Source organism: Paenibacillus monticola, from assembly GCF_009664975.1.
Lineage (GTDB): Bacteria > Bacillota > Bacilli > Paenibacillales > Paenibacillaceae > Paenibacillus_AQ > Paenibacillus_AQ monticola.
The window spans coordinates 1,012,877-1,034,249 of sequence record NZ_WJXB01000002.1; the positions used below are offsets into that span (position 1 = coordinate 1,012,877).

At 47.1% G+C, this 21,373-nt stretch carries 19 protein-coding genes; 6 read left to right on the forward strand and 13 right to left on the reverse strand.

Features of this window, described 5'->3' with window-relative positions:
* Positions 1 to 36: 36 nt before the first annotated feature.
* The 5 genes from GJB61_RS08970 to GJB61_RS08990 all read right to left on the reverse strand — a co-directional run bounded on the left by GJB61_RS08970 (position 37) and on the right by GJB61_RS08990 (position 3,713).
* Positions 37 to 972, reverse strand: a complete 936-nt coding sequence (locus GJB61_RS08970) for a sensor histidine kinase (protein WP_154118097.1) — start codon at positions 970 to 972, stop codon at positions 37 to 39.
* Positions 969 to 1,691, reverse strand: coding sequence for a response regulator transcription factor (locus GJB61_RS08975; RefSeq protein ID WP_154118098.1), 723 nt, complete (start codon positions 1,689 to 1,691; stop codon positions 969 to 971). The genes GJB61_RS08970 and GJB61_RS08975 overlap by 4 nt, the downstream gene beginning before the upstream one ends.
* Positions 1,666 to 2,322: a class I SAM-dependent methyltransferase gene (locus tag GJB61_RS08980; RefSeq protein WP_338115719.1), complete on the reverse strand. Its 657-nt coding sequence runs from the start codon at positions 2,320 to 2,322 to the stop codon at positions 1,666 to 1,668. Before GJB61_RS08980 ends, GJB61_RS08975 begins: the two co-directional genes overlap by 26 nt.
* 17 nt (positions 2,323 to 2,339) lie before the next feature.
* Entirely contained in the window at positions 2,340 to 2,945 is a 606-nt protein-coding gene (locus tag GJB61_RS08985) for a hypothetical protein (RefSeq protein WP_154118100.1), read from the reverse strand.
* Positions 2,946 to 3,149: 204 nt separating this feature from the next.
* Entirely contained in the window at positions 3,150 to 3,713 is a 564-nt protein-coding gene (locus GJB61_RS08990) for a Uma2 family endonuclease (RefSeq protein WP_338115720.1), read from the reverse strand.
* A gap of 234 nt (positions 3,714 to 3,947) precedes the next feature.
* Between GJB61_RS08990 and GJB61_RS08995 the strand changes: the two genes are divergently transcribed.
* Complete coding sequence (locus GJB61_RS08995; RefSeq protein ID WP_154118101.1) at positions 3,948 to 5,339, forward strand: SpoVR family protein; 1,392 nt, start codon at positions 3,948 to 3,950, stop codon at positions 5,337 to 5,339.
* 163 nt (positions 5,340 to 5,502) lie between these two features.
* A complete protein-coding gene (locus GJB61_RS09000) occupies positions 5,503 to 6,027 on the forward strand; it encodes a ClbS/DfsB family four-helix bundle protein (protein ID WP_154118102.1) in 525 nt (174 codons plus the stop codon).
* Positions 6,028 to 6,246: 219 nt separating this feature from the next.
* Here the strand turns inward: GJB61_RS09000 and GJB61_RS09005 are convergent, their stop codons facing one another.
* Complete coding sequence (locus tag GJB61_RS09005) at positions 6,247 to 8,142, reverse strand: PrkA family serine protein kinase (RefSeq protein ID WP_154118103.1); 1,896 nt, start codon at positions 8,140 to 8,142, stop codon at positions 6,247 to 6,249.
* Positions 8,143 to 8,299: 157 nt separating this feature from the next.
* Here GJB61_RS09005 and GJB61_RS09010 point away from each other — a divergent pair, with 157 nt between their 5' ends.
* On the forward strand, positions 8,300 to 9,178 hold the full coding sequence (locus tag GJB61_RS09010) for a DUF2161 family putative PD-(D/E)XK-type phosphodiesterase (RefSeq protein WP_154118104.1): 879 nt from the start codon (positions 8,300 to 8,302) through the stop codon (positions 9,176 to 9,178).
* A gap of 469 nt (positions 9,179 to 9,647) precedes the next feature.
* Here the strand turns inward: GJB61_RS09010 and GJB61_RS09015 are convergent, their stop codons facing one another.
* Both GJB61_RS09015 and GJB61_RS09020 read right to left on the reverse strand, forming a co-directional pair.
* Positions 9,648 to 10,865 carry an aminotransferase-like domain-containing protein gene (locus tag GJB61_RS09015; RefSeq protein ID WP_154118105.1) on the reverse strand — a complete coding sequence of 406 codons (1,218 nt, stop codon included), beginning with the start codon at positions 10,863 to 10,865 and terminating at the stop codon, positions 9,648 to 9,650.
* Positions 10,866 to 10,934: 69 nt separating this feature from the next.
* Positions 10,935 to 11,591 carry a response regulator transcription factor gene (locus tag GJB61_RS09020; protein WP_154118106.1) on the reverse strand — a complete coding sequence of 219 codons (657 nt, stop codon included), beginning with the start codon at positions 11,589 to 11,591 and terminating at the stop codon, positions 10,935 to 10,937.
* Between the two features lie 285 nt (positions 11,592 to 11,876).
* Here GJB61_RS09020 and GJB61_RS09025 point away from each other — a divergent pair, with 285 nt between their 5' ends.
* Positions 11,877 to 12,284: a hypothetical protein gene (locus GJB61_RS09025; protein ID WP_154118107.1), complete on the forward strand. Its 408-nt coding sequence runs from the start codon at positions 11,877 to 11,879 to the stop codon at positions 12,282 to 12,284.
* Positions 12,281 to 13,348: a phosphodiester glycosidase family protein gene (locus GJB61_RS09030; RefSeq protein ID WP_154118108.1), complete on the forward strand. Its 1,068-nt coding sequence runs from the start codon at positions 12,281 to 12,283 to the stop codon at positions 13,346 to 13,348. The genes GJB61_RS09025 and GJB61_RS09030 overlap by 4 nt, the downstream gene beginning before the upstream one ends.
* A gap of 335 nt (positions 13,349 to 13,683) precedes the next feature.
* Here GJB61_RS09030 and GJB61_RS09035 read toward each other — a convergent pair whose 3' ends face one another.
* The 5 genes from GJB61_RS09035 to GJB61_RS09055 form a co-directional block, all read right to left on the reverse strand.
* Positions 13,684 to 13,938 carry an AbrB/MazE/SpoVT family DNA-binding domain-containing protein gene (locus tag GJB61_RS09035; RefSeq protein ID WP_154118109.1) on the reverse strand — a complete coding sequence of 85 codons (255 nt, stop codon included), beginning with the start codon at positions 13,936 to 13,938 and terminating at the stop codon, positions 13,684 to 13,686.
* Positions 13,939 to 14,061: 123 nt separating this feature from the next.
* Positions 14,062 to 14,526, reverse strand: a complete 465-nt coding sequence (gene trmL / locus GJB61_RS09040) for a tRNA (uridine(34)/cytosine(34)/5-carboxymethylaminomethyluridine(34)-2'-O)-methyltransferase TrmL (RefSeq protein WP_154118110.1) — start codon at positions 14,524 to 14,526, stop codon at positions 14,062 to 14,064.
* Positions 14,527 to 14,629: 103 nt separating this feature from the next.
* Positions 14,630 to 15,721: a 3-phosphoserine/phosphohydroxythreonine transaminase gene (gene serC / locus GJB61_RS09045; RefSeq protein ID WP_338115730.1), complete on the reverse strand. Its 1,092-nt coding sequence runs from the start codon at positions 15,719 to 15,721 to the stop codon at positions 14,630 to 14,632.
* A gap of 103 nt (positions 15,722 to 15,824) precedes the next feature.
* Positions 15,825 to 16,712, reverse strand: a complete 888-nt coding sequence (locus tag GJB61_RS09050; RefSeq protein ID WP_154118112.1) for a hypothetical protein — start codon at positions 16,710 to 16,712, stop codon at positions 15,825 to 15,827.
* 31 nt (positions 16,713 to 16,743) lie between these two features.
* Positions 16,744 to 19,482 (reverse strand): GH36-type glycosyl hydrolase domain-containing protein, encoded by a 2,739-nt coding sequence (locus tag GJB61_RS09055; protein ID WP_154118113.1) that lies wholly within the window; start codon positions 19,480 to 19,482, stop codon positions 16,744 to 16,746.
* Positions 19,483 to 20,360: 878 nt separating this feature from the next.
* On the opposite strand from GJB61_RS09055, the gene GJB61_RS09060 reads away from it, so the two are divergent.
* Positions 20,361 to 21,373: transposase (locus tag GJB61_RS09060; RefSeq protein ID WP_154118207.1), on the forward strand; the 1,013-nt coding region annotated here is incomplete at its 3' end.

A 21,373-nucleotide genomic window follows, 5' to 3' on the forward strand; every position in this document is an offset into this window, starting at 1 on the left:
TTACTGGTTTCTTACGTAATTCTTAAGTTCAGTGATTTAGAATTTCAGCCGCCGAAAAGAAACTGTAAATACCGTCCGGACATTCGGCTGGCTGACCAGTTTAATCGTCCCATTCATTTGCTCCGTCAGCCGCTTAGTAATCGTTAGACCAAGCCCACTCCCCTGGTAGACGTGATTTCTTGAATCCTCCAAGGTATACAGTCGCTCGAATACTTTATCCTGGTTAGCAGCGGTAATACCCTTGCCGCGGTCCCAAACCTCTATGTATACCTTGTCTTCATCGCTATAAAGACTTAAGCCCAATATTCCACCAGCGTCGCCGTATGCAATTCCATTGGAGAGCAAGTTGGACAATATCCGGTCCAGTGCCTCTTCGTTACCCATAATAAATAGAGCTTCATCAGGAATATCAATCTGCACCTCACTGCCCTTGGCGCTCAGGATATCATAGAAAGTAAGGATATTCCGCCGACACACCTCGCCAAGCTCCACCCGTGAGAGTGGAATTTCTTTATCGCCTGATTCCAGCTTGGCCAGATCAAAAAAGGTATTCATCAGCGTAATCACTTCCTTAGCCTTCTGATGAATCGTCTGCAGTATTCGATCACGCTCTTCCCCTGGCATACTCTCATCATGCAGAATCGTCTCAATATAGCCGAGCACTACCGTTAGCGGGGTCTTCAGATCATGGGAAATATTCGCCAGCATATTGCGCATCGCTTTTTCCAATTTAACCCGTTCGACAGATCCTCTATGGTTAACATCAAGCAGCCGATTCAGATCAGTGAGCAGCATCTGCAGCTCTGGACTGCTGCTGAATAGGAGCAGTCTTTCATGCGAGCCCTGAGCAATGATGTTATTCAGCTTTTCATCAATGTACCTTAACTGGCGCGAATGATTCTGCAGTTTCTGGTACTGCCAGAGGATACAGAGCAAGAGCAGAACAATTACAATACCTAGTACCGCAATCATTGTACGGCTCCCTCCAGCTTATACCCGATCCCCCATAACGTCTTGATATACTCTGGATGCGAGGGGTCATCTTCAATTTTTTCCCGAAGTCTTCTCATATGTACGTTAATGACATTCTCGTCTCCGTAATAATCATCATCCCAGACACTTCCATAAATCTGTGCTTTCGTAAATACTTGCCCTGGATGAGTCACGAACAGCTTCAGAATATGAAATTCTTTAGCAGTAAGCTTCACTTCCTCCCCATTCTTCCGTGCTGAAAAATTATCCAGATCCACGGTCAGTCCACGCAGGGTAATGATCTTCTTCACCTTGGTCGCTGGTTCTTCTGCTGCTGCGCCCACCAAGGCGTACCCCGCACGGCGAATAGCTGCCTTAACCCTTGCCGCCAGCTCGATCATGGAGAAGGGCTTGGTGATATAATCATCCGCTCCAAAGCCGAGGCCAAGCGCCTTATCTACATCGCTGTCCTTGGCGGACATAATCAACACCGGAACAAGACTCGTAGCCCGGATACTCTGCAAAATATCTGTACCGCTTCGTTTCGGCAGCATCAGATCTAACAGAATAAGCTCAAAGGGATCGCGGTCGCGGAAGATGCGCTCTGCCGCTTCTCCATCAAACGCCGTCTCTACCTCGTAACCCTCCTTCACTAAATACGAACGGACCATTTCACTGATGGCCTCATCGTCCTCAATTAATAACACTCGTTGTGACATGATTGTTTCCTCCTGTAGTCGTCGTTGTGTACGTCGGTTTCGCCCAAATCAGGTGAGCCATGTTGAGCCAGAAGTTCTCCACCTGCTCGATTTGGATACCGGACTCTCGAATGAGCCCTATAATATCTCTTGTATGATGACATCCATATATACGGTATAACAGCGGATTCAATCCTTTTTGGAGAGCAGCCACTGCGAAGTTAGAACTGATCCCGTGCTCCATCAAAAGAATCTGCCCATCGGGCTTGCACCAGCGATTGATATCATCCAACACCTTTAAGGGGTTATTATAGCTGCATAATGATAACGTCGAAACAATAGTATCAAAGGATTGATCTGGGAAGTCTATTTCTTCAATATCAGCACATTTAAAATGAGCATCCAACCCATGATTTTGTGCTGCCCCCTTGGCTTTCGCAAGCATGGCTTCACTGAAATCCGTTGCCGTAATCTTTACATCGCGCGGATAAAAGGGGAAGTTCGCACCCGCCCCTACAGCTAGCTCAAGCACTTCACCCTTTGCATGACTTAACAGATGCTTACGCCATCGTTGTTGCTTCGGGTCCTCTCTTTGCTTCTCGTATTGATCGGCTTGCTTATCAAAGATGCGAATTAACTTCTGCTTCTCCACGTTCTCCCACCTTACTATTAATTGTCGCTTTCGAAAAGGGGATAGATATCCACCTTCCAGATATTATCTTCTTTTTTTAATCCATAAATAATTGAACTTGTAAAAGAACCTATACTTGCAGTAATCACAACTCCCAGTTCGTTCTCCTTAACCGTATCCTCTTGCACTTTAATGGAGTCATAATATCTATAACTCAGAGCTGTTTCCAGCTCTTTATTCATGACCTCCGCATAATATTTTGTTCTAAAAATATCAGCATCAGGTAACGAACCATCATCATAGGTAATAGGGTAAATGACATCCACATCTCCCATTGCAGCAGCTTGAAGGTACACCAGCAACATTTCTTCGGGAGAGAATGTCTGTAAATGGCGGATTTCTTTGTCGCTGACAAATAGCTCGTATTCCTTCAACCTCTCCTCTGGCAATTGCTCTAGATAAGAGAACGGCTTCTTGGGCTCTGCTGCATTATTGGCCACAACGGCTTCTTCAGTGACAGTGGGCTGTGCTGTAACAACAGCAATCGGTGTAACTTCAACGGTATCGGTGTTATCTGCAAAACACCCTGTAAGCAGTGAAAAGGAAGCTATTGTTACGAGTGAAAGTAAGATTGACTTGTTCATAAATGGCTATCATCACCTCCAGTAAACATTACCATAATTGGGTATTTAATTCCCTCATTTTTGACAACTAATCTTAATTCATATCTGGCTGCAAATGGAGACTAAGATCCATAACGAAGGCTAGGCTTCAGCTAAGGTGCCTAGATTCGAAAAAACAAAAATAGCCAGTCGAGAATATATCTCGCCGGCTGATTATGTTTGTTGTTAAAGACTAAATAACGTGTGCATTGGAATTTGTAAATCTTTAAAGACAATAGATTTAATCGTTTCCTGCTCCGTATATAAATTACGCACCTGGTAACTGCCATCCTCCAAAGTATATACATGAACCGTTCGATTCCCAGGATCAACAATCCAATACTCCTGAACTCCATACTTCTGATATAAGTTGAACTTCTCATTAAAGTCCTTCAATGCAGTGGAAGGTGACAGCACTTCAATAATTAGGATCGGGGCACCGTTACAGCCGTTCTTGGATATTTGGTCCTTCGAACAAACAACTGAAAGATCCGGTTGGGTGACTTGATCGGGTGATTGAACCTCTTCACTTTCACTAAAAAACACATCAAACGGAGCCACAAACACATAGCAACTCCGATTTTGGAAGAATGTCCGTAGGGCGAAATGAAGTTCTCCTACAATAAATTGATGCAATGAGGTCGGAGCTGGAGACATATTATGGGCTTTGCCGTTAATTAACTCCCAAGTTCCCTCCCATGTCAGCCAATCTTGATAGGTATGGATTTTCTTCTCATCTGGATTTGACACAATGTTCGACCTCCTTCTGATATGCGTTTACACTTCATTTACGGAATCCAGCTTCCTTGAATTATATCATATACACCGCATGAATCTCATTCATGAAATACGGTTTCTAATCATCTTACATTTGCAGAAATCCCCGAAAGTAGGCCTTTTCCAATCATACTCCCCTCCTCCCACCCATATACATAAGAAGAACAGTTCTGGCTGCATTGCAGCGAACAGGAAGGAGATTAGTTCATGCCCACTGATGAAATCAACGCGCTAGAGCGGGCCATTGCCGAGATTACAGAAATCGCTACGGGGTTTGGTCTGGATTTTTATCCAATGCGTTATGAAATATGTCCTGCCGATATTATTTATACGTTTGGTGCTTATGGGATGCCGACCCGGTTCGGGCATTGGAGCTTTGGCAAAACCTTTCATAAAATGAAGTCCCAGTACGATTTCGGCCTGAGCAAAATATACGAGCTCGTCATTAACTCCAATCCGTGTTACGCCTTCCTGTTGGACGGAAACTCGCTGGTCCAGAATAAGCTGATTGTGGCCCACGTGCTGGCGCACTGCGATTTTTTCAAAAACAATATGCGGTTCTCGATAACCAACCGTGATATGGTCGAGAGCATGGCAGCCACAGCGGACCGGATTGCTGGCTATTCAGTGACTTATGGGACGGATGCGGTAGAGAGCTTCATCGATTCAGTGCTGGCGGTGCAAGAGCATATTGACCCCAGTCTGATCCAACCGCGCAAGCTCGGCAAGACCCACCTGCTGGAAGCCAAAATGAAGGAGCGCAAGGACACCCCACCCGGCAGCGTAAGACCCGCCAATCCCTACAATGAATTATGGGATCTAGATAAAAGTACTGACGACCAGGATACAGAATCTAATGGCAGCCGTGCTTTCCCGCCTGAACCGGAGAAGGATATCGTCTGGTTCATTCAACAGTATTCCACCGTGCTGGAGGATTGGCAGCGCGACATTATGACCATGCTGCATGACGAGATGCTCTACTTCTGGCCGCAGATGGAGACTAAGATCATGAACGAAGGCTGGGCTTCGTACTGGCACCAACGCATCATGCGCGAGCTCGACCTGACGGTAGAGGAAACGGTAGAATACGCCAAGCTGAATTCCTCAGTGGTGCAACCCTCTCGCCAGAGTCTGAACCCTTACTATTTGGGGCTGAAAATCTTCGAAGATATCGAACGACGTTGGGACCGCGACAAAATCTTCGAGGTGCGCGAGCTGGAATCGGATACCTCTTTTATCCGCAGCTATCTGTCCAAAGAGCTGGTTAACGACCTGGATCTCTATGTATTTGAGAAAAAAGGACCCGAATGGAAAATCACCGACAAAGCCTGGGAAAATGTACGTGACCAGTTGGTGCTGGCGCGAGTTAATGGCGGATCTCCCTACCTGGTCATTCAGGACGCTGACTTTGAGCGCAACGGCGAACTGCTTATTGTTCACCGCTACGAGAGCATTGAACTGGACTTGAAGTATCTGGAGCGCACACTACCGCATATTTACAAGCTATGGGGGCGGGCTGTACATCTGCAGACCGTGGTCGAGGATAAAAAAGCGCAGTTCTCGTATGACGGCAAGAAGGTGCAACGGAAATTTGTGTGAAGGGTTTAATGCAGCCAAGCCGAAGATGAAACCAAGAAAAAACGACTGGGCCGTCCTTTTATGGACGGCCCAGTCGTTTTCATCCCTCTAACTTCATGAGGATATTCACTTTTTAAGGAATATAATGTAAAATATATGGATAACAACTCTAGGTGGTGATTCTATGTCCAGTAACCGCTATAGTTCCAAAGAAGAATTGAAAGAAGCTGTTCATACCGGATATTTGCTATTGAATGATGAATATAAAGGAATAGACAACAGCCAAAAAGATATTCGGCTTCCTGAAACAGATAAAACGCCTGCCGAAATTATCGCCTATCAGCTTGGATGGCTCAATCTCGTGATGGGATGGGACAGGGATGAAAAAGCAGGGAAAACAGTTATCATGCCTGCCCCAAATTACAAGTGGAACCGATTAGGAGACCTAAATCAATTATTCTACGTTACTTACTCCTCCTATTCTTTAAACGAGTTACTGCACTTGTTTAAGGAGACGGAGCAGCAATGGTTGGATTGGATCGATTCATTAAACGATAAAGAACTTTTTACCCAAGGCATACATAAATGGACTGGCGATAATCCAAACTGGCCATTGGCTAAATGGATTCATATCAATTCAGTCGCACCATTTAAATCATTTAGAGCTAAACTTCGTAAATGGAAGAAGGAACAACAGGCAAACATATAAAACCTGAATAGTTGAGGTTCACACTTGGCAGACTGTAGTGCCGCTATTTCACTTTTAAAGGGGTGAGATAGAGCCAAAAAAATTACAAAATAATATATAACGAGCGTTACATTCCCTAATAGAACACAATGAAACTCAGAGATTCTCAATGGTTAACAGCATCCCGCTCTGCACAAAAAACGGACCCTTATTGGGTCCGTCAGTATCCATACTTTTTCATTACCGATTCAGCAAGCTCCCCACATACTTCAGCAGCTCATTCGCGCAGATTGGGCAGTAACTATGTCCGTCAATAAGTCTGGCGCAGACCTCGTTAATCCGCTTCAGCTGGCTCTCATCCGGTGTTTTGGAGGAGGTGGTAATCTTGACGATATCCTTGAGGTCGGTAAACAGCTTCTTCTCAATCGCTTCGCGCAGCCGATCGTGATTGTTGTATTCGAACTTTTTCCCTTTACGGGAGTAAGCAGAGATGCGAATCAGGATCTCTTCACGGAAAGCCTTCTTGGCGTTCTCGGAGATGCCGATCTGCTCTTCAATGGAGCGCATCAGCCGCTCATCCGGCTCCATCTCCTCATCCGTCAGCGGGTCACGGATTTTGGACCAGTTGCAGAAGGCTTCGATGTTATCGAGATAATTCTCGAACAACGTCTTGGCTGACTCCTCGAAGGAGTAGACGAAGGCCTTTTGCACTTCGCTTTTGGCCAATATATCATACTCCTTGCGGGCGATGGAGATAAAATTCAAATACCGCTCGCGTTCCTCCTTTGTAATGGAAGGATGCTGATCCAGGCCGTCCTTGATCGCCCGCAGCACATCGAGTGCGTTCATGCACTGCAGGTCCCCTTTGATCAGGGCGCTGGAAATACGATTAATGACATAACGCGGATCGATACCGGACATCCCTTCATCCAGATATTCCGTCTGCATCTCCTTGAGATCGGCCTCTTTATAGCCCTCGACCTCTTCACCGTCATACATGCGCAGCTTCTTGATCAGATCCATGCCCTGCTTCTTGCTCTCCTTCAGACGGGTGAGAATAGAGAAAATCGCCGCGGCACGCAGCGCATGCGGGGCAATATGCACATGATTCATATCACTTTGGGCGATCAGCTTCGCGTAGATTTTTTCCTCTTCCGATACTCTCAGGTTATAGGGTACAGGCATAACAATCATACGGGATTGGAGTGCTTCATTTTTTTTGTTAGAGATAAAGGATTTATACTCTGTCTCATTCGTATGTGCAATGATAAGCTCATCCGCACTGATTAGCGCGAACCGTCCTGCCTTGAAGTTACCCTCTTGGGTCAGTGACAGCAGGTTCCAGAGGAATTTCTCATCGCATTTCAGCATTTCCTGAAATTCCATCAGACCACGGTTGGCTTTGTTCAACTCCCCATCGAAACGATAAGCGCGTGGATCGGATTCGGAACCGAATTCAGTAATGGTGGAGAAGTCGATGCTGCCGGTCAGGTCGGCGATATCTTGTGATTTTGGATCAGATGGACTGAAGGTACCAATCCCTACTCGCTCTTCCTCCGACAAAAGCACCCGCACCACCGGCACCTGCTCGATATCGCCCTTGTATTCATTCTTCAGCCGCATCTGGCAGGAAGGGCATAGATTGCCCTCAATGCGCACACTCAGCTCCTTCTCGATCTCTGGGCGCAGCTCCAAGGGAATTAAATGCAGTGGGTCCTCGTGCATCGGGCAGGCCTCAATTGCGTATACCGCCCCTGCATCCGTGCGCGAATATTGCTCCAGCCCGCGCTTGAGCAGGGTGACCAGTGTGGACTTGCCTCCACTGACGGGTCCCATCAGCAGCAGTATCCGTTTACGTACGTCAAGCCGCCGCGCTGCAGAATGAAAGTATTCCTCCACCAGCTTTTCAACCGCACGATCGAGTCCAAATATCTCCTGCTCAAAAAACTTATACCGCTTGCGTCCGTTTATGTCCTCTACGCCGTGAGACTTGATCATGTCGTACACACGGGAATGAGCAGTTTTGGCGGGAGAAGGATCTTTTCTAAGCAGTTCTATATACTCCTTGAAGGTTCCTCTCCATGCCAAACGATCGTTCTCAGCCCGGTATGTTGCTATACGCTCAAAAATATCCATGGCTCGCTGCCTCCTCTTGCGCTCCTATTGCCCCAATCGCATTCAAAAGTGTACTACATACCTATGCGGCGAGCCCGGAATAGTTGACCTCTTTTTTGCTGTGCTATAATAGAGAATCAATAAATCCGCAGGAAAAAAGGCACGGGAGTGACGATGTATGGCGATACGACATGAAACGGAGCTGTATGCTCCTTTGAAGGTTTTTTTTGAGCAGCAGGGTTATGTCATTAAAGGTGAGGTACGCACCTGTGATTTGGTAGGTGTGAAGGAGAACGAGGAGCAGCCACTCATTGTGGAGATGAAAAAATCATTCAACCTTGCCTTGCTGCTGCAAGGCGTTGAACGGTTGCGACTAAGCCCTACCGTATATCTCGCAGTGGAACGCGTTCGAGATAAGAAAGGCGCGGTGAACCAGCGCTGGGGTGAACTCAGCGGGCTGTGCCGCCGCCTCGGTCTCGGGCTGATCACCGTGACCTTTTACAAGACCAAGCCGCCGGTAGTTGAGGTTCTCGTCCTTCCGGACGAGACCTTGCCACTGCAGCGCAGCGGCGGACGGCGGCGTGAGCGGCTGCTGCTGGAGTTCCGCGAGCGCAGCGGCGACTACAATACCGGCGGCAGCACAGGCGTCAAGCTTGTCACCGCCTACCGCGAGAAAGCGCTGCGCGTGGCGCTGGCGCTGCAGGCCGCGGAAGTGGAGGCGCAGCTGTCGGCGCTGCGCCAACAGAGTGGCGTGGCGGCAGACCCCACTACTCCAGCTGAGGCTGGAGTAGTGGGAAGAGCCGCCGAGCGTAGAGTGGGCCGCACAGCGACGCCCACCAGCGGCACCGCTGGCGCGGCTAAGCCAGCCGGCATCTCGCCCGCGGAGCTGCGCAAGCGCAGCGGGGTCCCGAACGCGGCGCTCATGCTGCAGCACAACTACTACGGCTGGTTCTCCCGTGTTACCCGCGGTCGGTACATACTGACAACCGCAGGAGCAGCCGCGTTGATTGAATATGCTGCCATAGCGGAGACCAGTGCCGCACGCGGTGAGCGATGATCTCCCGTGTCTTCAAGTCCAGCCCACACCAGGCGGCCCGACAAGACAAACAGCAAGCTCCCGATAACCGGAAGCTTGCTATTTGTCTCCTATGCATATCTAAATAATGACTCAACAACAACATTAGTGGTTGACGAATTCGAGCGAACGAATGCACAACGAGGCTGTTTTTACTTTTCACCTCTGCTCGGCGGACTGTACAGACGCTATTTCACTTTCGAACAGGTATAAGGAGCAGGATGCGGACACAGAGGACACTATCGAAGCAGAAACAGTCCCTTTTACGAGGAAATCTGGTTAATAACGTCTCTGGCGTCCGTTAAACTCCCAAATCTCCTGATTTCCAGTAAATAAGCGCTTCTCAGTCCGGTTCCCGGCTTATGCTCTATTTCCCTTTAGCCATCCATCCGAATATCACAATCACCGCTGCAAACAGGCTACACTGACGTTGTCTATTAACTATTCCCCTTTAACTGCGAGCAGTAAATTCAGTAACCGCCTCGCTCATCAGATTCATACCCAACAGCAGCTCATCCCGGCCGGGATGACTGAAATTAAGACGAATGTAATTCGCCCCCCCATCCACGCTGCACAAGGGTCCCGGTAAAAAAGCGACTCCCTTACCCAGTGCACATTTCAGCAACGCCAGTGCATCAAGCCCCACTGGCAGCGAAACCCAGAGGAACATGCCACCGTCTGGCATGTCATAGGAGCTGTTCTTCCACGCTGGGCGCTTAAGCAGCTCGGCCATCAGCTTCAGCCGCGTATTATATTCGCGGTTTAAGAGGGCGATATGCTCACGCAGATCGAAGGCAGAAGCGTCCAGCAAATGATGCAGCAGCCGCTGATTGAGTGTGCTCGACTGCCAATCCGCCATCTGCTTGGCGGCAGTCATCATACCAATCAGTTCCCGACTGCCTGCCGCCCAGCCCGTCCGCAGCGCAGGCGCGACTGTCTTGCTGAAAGAGCCGATATACAGCACATGCCCACCCGTGCTTACATTTTCCAGCGCATACAGGGATGGGTACTTTTTGCCAGGTGGCTCGCCATGTCTCTGGAAATGCAGATCGCCGTAGGAGTCGTCTTCCACAATCAGAACGTTATACGAGGCACATAGCTCCAGCACTTCCATACGCCTCTGCAGACTCCAGAGAATTCCGCTGGGATTCGTAAAACTCGGCGTGGCGAACAGCATCTTCGGGCGATGCTGCTGAATCTGCCTGCGCAAATGATCCGGCAGCAGCCCTTCGCGATCGCCCTGCACCGGGATAATAACAGCCCCTTGCATCCGGAGTGCTTGCAGAAAACCAGGAGAGGTTGGATTCTCCACCAGCACACGATCTCCAGGGTCAATGTACACTCGTGACAGCAAATCAACCGCCTGCTGACTCCCTGTTGTCAACAGAACTCCACCCTCCGTAACCTTTACCCCTTTAGCTGTGAGCCAGTCCCCGGTAAGCCAGTCCCTTAGCGGTGCATACCCTTCAGGATCTCCATATTGGAGGGCACCGGCATCAGCGGATATTACTGTAGATGCCGCTTCCGCAAGCAGTGACAATGGAAACAGTTCTTCCGCGGGCAGTTCTTCAGCCAACGATATCAATGAGCCCCTCCGCATTTGCGTACGAATACTAAGCTGTGGTGAAGATAAAAGCGTATGCGCGCGAGCAGAAAACTCATATTTCATGCGAAATCCCCCTTTCCCTGGTACCAAGAATATTCCAGTCCGAACAGCATTATGTCGTAAGTCAGAGGGCTATGCGTAGATTTTTCTATTTTGTCTGGAGTACAGAGCAAACTTCTCAATGGCTTGCGCTCTAGTAGAAACGTCAAGCTTTACATAGATCTTGCGCAAATAATTATCGATGGAACGACGACTCACTTCTATTTCAAGTGCGATCTTGTCATAGGTAATCCCCTGTACAATCCGCTCCATAATAAACGTTTCTGTCTGAGTCATCTGCAGAATACCATCCAATCCTTTAGAGGAGGTAATCGGCCAGTAGCCCTTTTCCAGCCAAGTCAGTGGGAGGGAAAGGAAGCCCTCGCGCAAACCCTGAATTAGCTGCAGCAATTGACTGGGTGAAGCACCCTTATACAGGATGCCGCTGGCCCCGAGTTCGATTAGCGGCTGAAGCAGCTCTCGACCATCCTCATTGGTCATGACAACAAAATGGGAGACTGGCGAGCTTTTTTTCATATCGAATAGCACGTTCTCTACCGCACCTTCCGGCAAATAGTAGTCTGCCAGCACTAGATCCGGTTGCCGTTCCCGTACGGAGGAAGCGCCTTCGCTCCATGTTGAACACATCCCTATTACCTGAAGCTCCCCCCCTTCCTCCAAAATCAATTTCGTTCCCAGCATGCTAGTGGGATGACATCCCACAATGACCACCTGCCACACCTTCATCATTGACGCCAAGACCTCCTGCTCTTTATGTAATTTACCCAGAATGGAAAGCGCCGCAGCGTTTTTCGGTTAAAACGCATGCAAGGATGTATGATGTCTTGTCCAGTTCATTCTTTCTGTTACCTTGAATACGCCTATCATATATTCCAATCTATAGAAATTGTATCGCAGTAGTTTAACAGGATGCAATTACTTTTTGCCGTTTTTGGGCTCTCTTTCATTTTTGCGAAAATAGTTAAAGTCTGATAGAATGAGGACTTGAAAAAAAGAATAACCTGAGGTGATAAAATGCAACCGCTAGCGGAATCGACACCGGTACACTCGCGCCGTACTACAGCGAGACACGGACCTTCCGTAAAATGGTTTTTACTGTTCTGGGTTATGATGATTGGATTTGGAATTTATGCTGTATACAGCTATACCAACCATCTGAAGCAGCAGGTGCTGAGCGAGCTTAGCACTCAAAGCCAACAGCAACTTACCGTTTTGAAGACTGATTATGAAGCGAAAATTGCCGTTCTCTCTAGTGAAGTGAAGGACTTGCAGGATACAGTACAGAGCTTTAATGAACTGTTAACCTTCACTAAAGATAATGCAAGCGCCAAGACAGACAACAGCAACAAACTCTATACCCAATTAAGCGAAGTTCGCAAGCAACTGGATGTCTTGAAGAAAAAAATGGATCTGCTCAAATGATGACCCCTGTCAAAAGAGTCAACCGTTTCTTCCTGCTTCTGACCGCTCCCTTCTTCGGCTTATTATTATGTCTATGGTGGTATCAGCCTCCGCTGCAGCTAAATCTTGATGTAGGACAGTTCTCCCCTATCGTTGGACCTGTTCAGGAAACGGCTGCACTTCAGAAGGAACTGACTCTGGCCAAAAAAGCTGCTTCTTATACCATCGATTCTGTGAGTGCCAGCGCCAAGCTTTATAAGGAAACAACCACTGCAATGAATGCATTGGTAAGTACAGCCAAGGCCCAGAATAGCCGACCGGAACGAATCTATAACAACCGGATTACGTCCAAGCTCGGAATTCCTTCCGAGGTCATTAGCAGTGACCGTATTACCATAGAACTATACCGGTTGAATCCCGGAAACTATAAAGCCTACGCACTAAAGATCAAGTTAAAAGATGCGACTGCGATGACAATGAGCCTTGCCGAGTCCAGCTCCGGTGGAGCGGAAACTACGATGCAGGCTGTAAATCGTTATGGTGCAGTCGCCGGAATTAACGCCGGAGGGTTTGCGGACAAAGCCGGCCAACGTTACCCTCTAAGCACCACTGTTGTAGGAGGCCAGTATTTAAATGGCTTTCAGCCAAGTTACAAAGATCTCAGTTTTGTGGGTCTTAACAAATCCGGCCAATTAATCGGTGGTAAATTCTACAGCCGGACACAACTGGATCAACTTGAACCCAAATTTGGTGCAACCTTTGTACCGGTTCTGTTGCAGAATAATAGTAAGGTGCCGATACCGGAAAAATGGAACCTGACTCCACTTCGTGCACCACGTACCGTAATGGGTAAATACAAGGATGATCAACTGCTAGTTCTAGTAGCTGATGGCTACAATGAATACGGCAGCTCAGGAGCCACCTTGAAAGAGATTCAGGACAAACTATACACCATGGGTGTCAGTGATGCTTATAATTTGGATGGTGGCGGTTCTTCGTCCCTGATTTTTAACGGAAAAGTGATTAATAAGCCATCCGATGGCAATCTTCGGCGCGTACCCACTAGCTTCCTGTTCTCCGAATGAATATTCAGCACTGTCTGTGCGCTACATCACATTTTCGTATATTTTTAAGAGAACGCAGGTTATAATCATGATAACGAATACATCCATTTCTGGAGGTGCCTCACATGACGTTCTCATTGACCTTTTGGATCGTTACCTTTGTATTTGTATTATTCTTGGCCGGAATCCTTACTTCATCTTACAACGATGACAAGACTAAGGGCCTTTAAGACTAAGATGTCCCTGTAGTCATTGGATTTCAGGCATTTTGAGGTTAGTATAAGAAAAAGCACCACACATCAGTGTGGTGCTTTTTCTTACTTAACAGAACATTACTTCGAGCAAACCTATAGAGCTTAGGCGTGTCTTGGCAACTGTGTCATTTCAGTAAGGCATTGTGAACATATAAAACGATCTTTATAGTCACTTACACCCTCTATTGATCCACAAAAGACACATTTGGGGCGGTAACGCTCTAAGATGATGTGGTCGCCCTGCACCAAAATTTCAACCGGGTCGCCTTCATTCATTTGATACCTTTTACGTAGGGACTTAGGCAGAACAATTCTACCCAGCTGATCTACTTTACGTACAACACCAGCAGGTTTCATATCTAACGTACACCTCTCCTGTTCAACTAATTATATTAACTACTATTTTATTCGGCTCTAATCATTAATTTCGTTATTAAATTGTCGAATCCTGCTGAGAAAAATAAAAAATATTGTCTTCTTTTAGACAAGTTCCGGAAAATCCAACTGACGAAGGGCCTCATAGACAATTATCGCTGCTGAATTTGACAAATTTAGGGATCTGACAGCATTACTCATAGGTAAGCGCATGGTTGTTTCCTTGCCAGCTTCCAGGATTTCTGCAGGCAAGCCCTTGGTTTCCTTACCGAATACAAAGAAATCACCATCCTGGAAGGTGAAGTCACTATAACGTTTCTCCGCCTTGGTCGTTGCATAGAAAAAACGTCCTTCGCTATATTTCTCTTGTACTTCAGCGAAAGAGTTATGGTATTCAATATGAACGGCATGCCAATAATCCAGTCCCGCCCGTTTCAAAGCTGCATCATCTGTACGGAAGCCAAGCGGATGCACCAAATGCAGATGTATACCTGTTGCTGCGCAGGTGCGGGAGATATTGCCGGTGTTCGCCGGGATTTCCGGTTCGACCAACACGATGTGAAGTGCCATATGTCGATGTTCCTCTCTGTGGGCCTTAACTGCCCGGTGATTGAACTAGTATTATAACACAGAAAACCCTCCGCCCTAAGGCGGAAGGTTATCGATAGTTTCATTAACCTTGTGTTTTCTGGAAATGATTCATGAAGTCGGACAGTGCTTTAACGCTCTCATACGGTACCGCATTGTAGATCGAAGCCCGTAAGCCCCCAACACTGCGGTGACCCTTAAGACCGACAAAACCTTCCAGTTCAGCAGCCTTGACGAACTGCTTCTCCAGATCTTCCGATTGCATCCGGAAGGTTACATTCATAATGGAGCGGCTACTTGGCTCAGCAACGCCACGGAAGAAGCCATCGCTTCCATCGATGTGATTATAGAGCAGACCCGCTTTATCGCGATTCTTAGCTTCAATCCCGGCTAATCCGCCCTGCTCTTCGATCCATTTCAACACTTCATTTACCATATATATAGAGTAGGATGGTGGCGTGTTGTAGAGAGAGTTGTTTTTGTAATGAGTATCGTAGCGAAGAATCGTCGGAATAGTAGAAGGCGATTCAGCGATCAGTTCTTCCTTGGCGATAACTACAGTCACACCAGAAGGTCCGAGATTCTTTTGTGCGCCCGCATAGATCAGTCCAAATTGATTCACATCAAAAGAACGGCTAAGAATGTCACTGGACATATCAGCGATCAGCGGAATGGAGCCCGAATCCGGGAATTCCGCATATTGTGTTCCTTCAATGGTTTCATTTGACGTTACATGCAGATATGCAGCATTGTCCGCAGCTGTGATAGTGCTTAGTTCAGGGATAGCAAGAAACTTCTTATCTGCTGAAGTAGCAGCTACATGAGCGCCTCCAGCTAACTTCGCTTCCTTGAATGCTTTATCCGCCCAACTGCCCGTCATCACATAGCTGCCTACCTGGCCAGCAGAAATGAAATTCATCGGGATCATGGCGAACTGTGTACTTGCCCCACCTTGCATGAACAATACCTTATAGCCCTTCGGATTGCCTAAGAGTGAAAGCAGACGTTCCTGTGCTTCATTATGCACGGATTCGTATATGGCACCGCGGTGCGACATCTCCATAATGGACATTCCGCTATCCCGAAAATCTACGAACTCTGCCTGTGCACGTTCCAATACTGCAAGCGGCAACGCCGCTGGACCGGCATTAAAATTGTATGCTCTCTTACTCAAAATTGCTCCCCACCCTTTCTCTCCTATGAATATGGATATGGATATGATAGCAATAATCTTACACACCAGCAAGTATAATTATTCACATAGGAGGTAAGATCGGAGCTTATGAAGTAGTGAAAAATTGATAGGTACGGCTCCAGCGCTTGCTTTGACGCGGTAAAAGGCTAATGTTCACAAATACTTCTGGAGAAATAACATGCCTCTCTCCCCATAAAGCTATTTTTGATACCGGGAAATCTCCGCTTTCGCGCACGCCCGTGCCGCTCGGCTTATAAAGCAATTCCCAATTAAAGTCTGCCGTCCGCTGCTCCCCAACTTCCAGCTTGCAATAAAAGGGCTTATCCGGCTCTGCTCGGAAGCTCAGGCTCTCCTCTGATAACTGCAATAGCTCTGTGGTATACGACGATTCTGCATCAGTTATACTAAGCGCCCCCGGAAGCCGCAGCTCGTAATCCTTCCCCATCTGCACTCCGTCGATTCCGATAAAGTTGTGCACATACTCCTCTGTCTGGAACGGCTTCGAGCCTTTATTATGCAGCTCATAGGCAATGGTCAGTTTGTCCTCGTGCAAAGACAAGGTTTTGTTCAAAAGCAAACTATACCCTTGAACCTCCATCGGCTGAACTGTATAAGTTATGGACTGAGGGCTAACCTCAAAGCTGCTGATAAACGGATTTATTGCATATTCATGCGCAAAGAAATAAGGACGATCATCCTCCTTCTGCAGCAGCCCAACACCAGGCTTCGGAAACCATTCCCCTGCAACAGCATCATCGTAACCAATTGACCGGGAAATGCCGAACTCGTTACATAATCCAAAGCCCCCGCTACCTTCTCCGGAGTTCAGACTTTCCGGCATACAGAAGGTATGCTGACCCTGTTCCAGAGTTACCTGTGTAATAAATCCTGTCCAATCAAAGCGGGCTCTATTATAGGCCCCAATATCGGCAATACTGACCGTTAGAATTCCATTTGTCAGAGTGTTACTCATTTATTGTCGCCTCCTTCCAGTGTGAACAATGTTATGCCAATTCTACCTCCACAAGGTGGGATTTCCCGGCCGGCAGAGCGCTCAGTAAGTCTCTTGAAATAAGAACGCCCTCTGAGACGCGCTGAAGCGTCACCTTGATGCCATTCAGAGTGACCGAGTGTATTTGGTACTCTCCGTAAACAGAGCTTCCTGTGGACGTATAGACCACCTCCAGCTCACGTTCTGCAAAGATCGTCTTAATCGAGGCTTTACCTTCTGCATCGAACTGTTCTTTGACCAGCTTCGGTTCCAGCAGCAGATCGCCAAGTTGGCCCTTAACCCCAAACACCTCTGTAACCATAGTCAGCAGGAGCCAGCTTGCCGAGCCTGTTAGATACGTATACATCCCTCTGCCCTGCTCATTGATATACTCAGGAATACCCGGATACATGCGGCTAGTCTCAAAATCAACACTCAGATTGTACAGTGACTCCAGCACCTTGCGCCCTTCGTTTACATAGCCACGCTTGTATAGCGCATTGCCGTACATTATCGTCATATGGCTAAACATCGCCCCGTTCTCTTTATGGCCAAAAGCAAAACCAAAAGCGCGACCTAAGTTCTGCTGTATGCCTCCGAAATCGGTATTGAGTCTGTAGCCGATTCTATCGTCCAACAGATTGCGTTCCACTGCAGCGATGATATGTGGAATCTGCTCTGGTGCTGCGGCATGACCCAATAGTGGGAATACCTGGCCTGTAAGCGTCATACGAACACCTTCGGTGAATTCGCCCTCAACCTGCTCCCCATCATTATTATAATAGCCATTGAACCAGCCGTCACCCTGTTCGCTTTGCACCCATTCATTACGGCGTAGATGCTCGAAGATCCACTCCGCTTTGTGTTCCAGATCATCAGCAACCTTATCCATGCTAAGAGCAACACGAATACCGCTGACCTTGTTCGGTGCGGAAGCATAGAAGCGGTTCAGATGCTCCTGCTTAGCGGATACTGAATTATAGTCTACACTCGTGCCGAGAGAATCAAACAGATGCAGCATTTCCTCTGCCAGTTCAAGCGTTTCATAGCCTTTAAGTTCTTTAACCGTGCGGAGTAAACGTGAAATATCCAGCAAATTACTGGCGTAGAAGGATGTGAAAGTTACACTTTCACCCCGTTCTGCTGCCATATCCAATCCATCATTCCAGTCGGCACCCTCAAGCAGAATATTGTTATGTTCGCCTACATTGAAGAAGGGTATCAGATTCTGCAGCAGAATATGCTCCAGAATGGTTCCCTTGTATACGTCTCCTGCACTAGTTCTGAGATAAGGGCCTGCGGCTTCATCCCAGGAAGCGTCACGCTCCCGGCAACGGCTCATAAAGTTATCACGGAAATAGCATTGCTCCTGCAGCAGGAACTCCAGATCACCACTCTGATCCAGATAAAGTTTCGTTGTCAAAAATGGCCACGCTCCGTGGTCCATCCATACACGTGGAATATTGTTGCGGTCGGCAATAAATTCGCCTGGCTGTTGGCCGATAATTGTTGCGTTGCTACCGTCAAATCTTACACCCGCATAATTATTTAGCAATAGGCTACGAACTTCTGCCGGTTCCATAATTAGCAATGCCAGACAATCCTGCCACAGATCCCGCCAACCGCGTCCACCCCGGCCATAATCGTGATAAGGGAGGAAAGAGTTTCCATACAGCCTTCTGAGCACTGGCTGCAGTGTCACCCATTTCATCCATTGGTCAGCAGACGGGTCACCGGTATGAAATTCAACCGTGTTTACTTTATCCGCCCAGAGCGCTTTATTGTCAGCTAATAAAAGCTCAAATCCTGCCGTAGTGCCATATTTGTTCATCAGTGTCGATACATCTATTCTTTGGCTGTCCATCGCCAGCACAATTACATAAGAATTACTGGCACCAGGCTGTAAGGTGATCGTTCTAAAACGAATACCACCCAGTGCCTCGTATCCTTCTCTATGCATCTCGCCACCCTTACCGGCCTCCGGCGCTCTGTTCAGCACTACAGCTTCAGGCCAATCCAGGCTTCCGCCTTCCCCAATAAAATCCTCCTGTACCGGGAAAAAACCAAGGGGTTCATTTCCATTGCCTTCAGCTCCGAATACCCCATAAGAGGTATGATTAATCCGATGGCCCCGTTCATCAAAGGAAAGTGCTGGCTGCACCTCAACGCCGTGCGCCGAAGTATAGATACGGTTCAGCAGAGAAGTAACATGGCGATGATCCCGCAAATCGTCGGCCGAACGGGCAAAGAGGGGAACGGCTGCTGTCGGTGTTAGGGTGAGTTCCTTTCCACTTGTGTTCGTCAGGGTAACCCTCATCAACTCGACCTTATCATTTCCAACGGGGACGAAGCTGGTTATTTCTGCAGTAATCCCTAGGTCAGCACTGCTGCGAGTCACCTTATGCCACAGAAATCCGGCCTCAAGCATCGCATCATCCGCATTATCAGTGTAGAACTCAGCATTTTGCTTCGCCGAGTTTCCAGCTGCCGACCAAGCTCCCTTTCCTTCAATGTATACCCAAAAGTTGCGGGAATCGCGGGAATTATGCAAATCCTCCACCGACAACGGCGGAGTCAGAAATGTATTATGCCCAGATGTGGCCTGTCCGTGAAGCTTAGGGCTTACTGAGGACATCATCCCCCCCTCATTCACCAGTGGAAAATACAAGTAGCTATTGCGGTCCGACTGCGGTAGCTTGAAATCCCCGTTCGTCCCAGTAAAACTCCAAGTTTGTTTATTATTTTGATCCATAACACTCTTCCTCTCCTGTTTACAATCTAAATCGCAGATAATACTAGTGTTTCGGGATTATTCGTTAAAAAATGGCTCATTCCTTACGAAACACACTAATAATTCCAAATATCAATAATATTTAGTCCGAAATACAGAAACCGGTTTCGGTAATTTTCATTATCACATCGATATTTATCTTTGTAAAGTGTCTTTTGCGTGTAGATTCCAGAAGAAAATCGGCATTTCAGTGATAACATCCAAATGAACGAAAATTATTTCGATAATTTATTTTATACTTCATCCATATCATTTATATTGCTTTAATCTGTTTTATTTCATTACCATTCAAAGAGATGCATCTATGAAAAGGGGGGGGATTCTGTCTAAATTAGCGAATATTTTCGAGTTAAGATAATATTTAATTATATATTAGCTCCGTATCACTAAAAATCATCATAAACTTTCGTAATATTAGAGTGGTTCCTAATAACTCCTTCAAACAGGCCATTATCCCTTACTGGACAAAGATCAAGATATTTATAATGACGTTATTATGATCAATAGAAACTGAAGCATATGCTGAGAGAACTGTGAAGCCTCTGTGTGGAGCTTACAGATTCACTTTGAATAAGTACCACTGCGCCGCTGTAAAGGCATAAGCGTAGCGTTAAGCCCTTCTGACGCTCATTTTAATTACTCGTCTTCTTCCTATATCCTCTTTCACCCCCTTCCCCCTCAGTTTTCGGCTCCTGAAATAACAAAAAGCCCCCAGGATTAATCGAGGCCACTGAAAAAGTCCTTCAGGATCTCAAATAGACATTCTCCTCATTTTTTTGAGGAGAATGTCTATCTTTTTCGGTATACTTAAAGTATCAAATCAAAGGCTGGTGGTCTCCATGCTCCCTGAGCAGCAGAATTTTATCTTGAGCCCGTATATCGAACTTTACAATATACTGATTCCTAAGGATAACTTGCTACGGCGAATGGACGAGCTGGTGGACTTTAGCTTTGTTTATGAGAAACTGAACGAAACCTATTGCCGCGATAACGGTCGAACCGCGGTAGACCCGGTCCGAATGTTTAAATATCTACTGCTCAAATCCATCTTTGACTTGTCCGACGTCGATCTGGTGGAACGCTCTAAAACCGACCTGTCGTTCAAGTTTTTCCTACATATGGCTCCGGAGGAAGGGGTCATTGACCCTAGTTTGCTGACCAAATTTCGCAAGCTGCGACTGAAAGATATGAAGTTACTCGATCTGCTCATTGGCAAAACGGTGGAAATCGCTATTGAAAAAGGCGTCATTCGCAGCAAAACCATTATTGTGGACGCGACTCATACCAAAGCACGCTATACCCAAAAGACCCCGCAAGAAGTGCTTCGAGAACGCTCCAAAAAGGTACGTAAAGTGATCTACAGTATAGAGGAGTCAATGAAAAATGTTTTTCCGTCCAAACCGGTTACGGATGTCCTTGAGGATGAAATTGAATATTGCCAGCAGTTGGTTGCGGTGATTGAGCAGGATGGACGGTTTACGGGACTTCCAAAGGTAAGCGAGCCTTTAAACCTGCTGAAAGAAACGGTCGCCGATGATGTGGAGCATCAGCATCTACAAACCTCGACCGATCCGGATGCCAAAGTGGGACACAAAAGTGCAGACTCTTCTTTTTTCGGATACAAAACCCATATCGCCATGAGTGAAGAACGAATTATTACAGCAGCGACGGTTACGACGGGCGAACAAAATGACGGGAAACAGCTCCAAACGCTGATTGAAAAAAGTAAGGCTACAGGAATGCAGGTTGAAACCGTCATTGGAGATACGGCCTATTCGGAAAAAGACAATCTGTCCTACAGTGCTCAAAACGAAATCGAGCTCGTCTCCAAATTAAACCCTTTGATTACGCA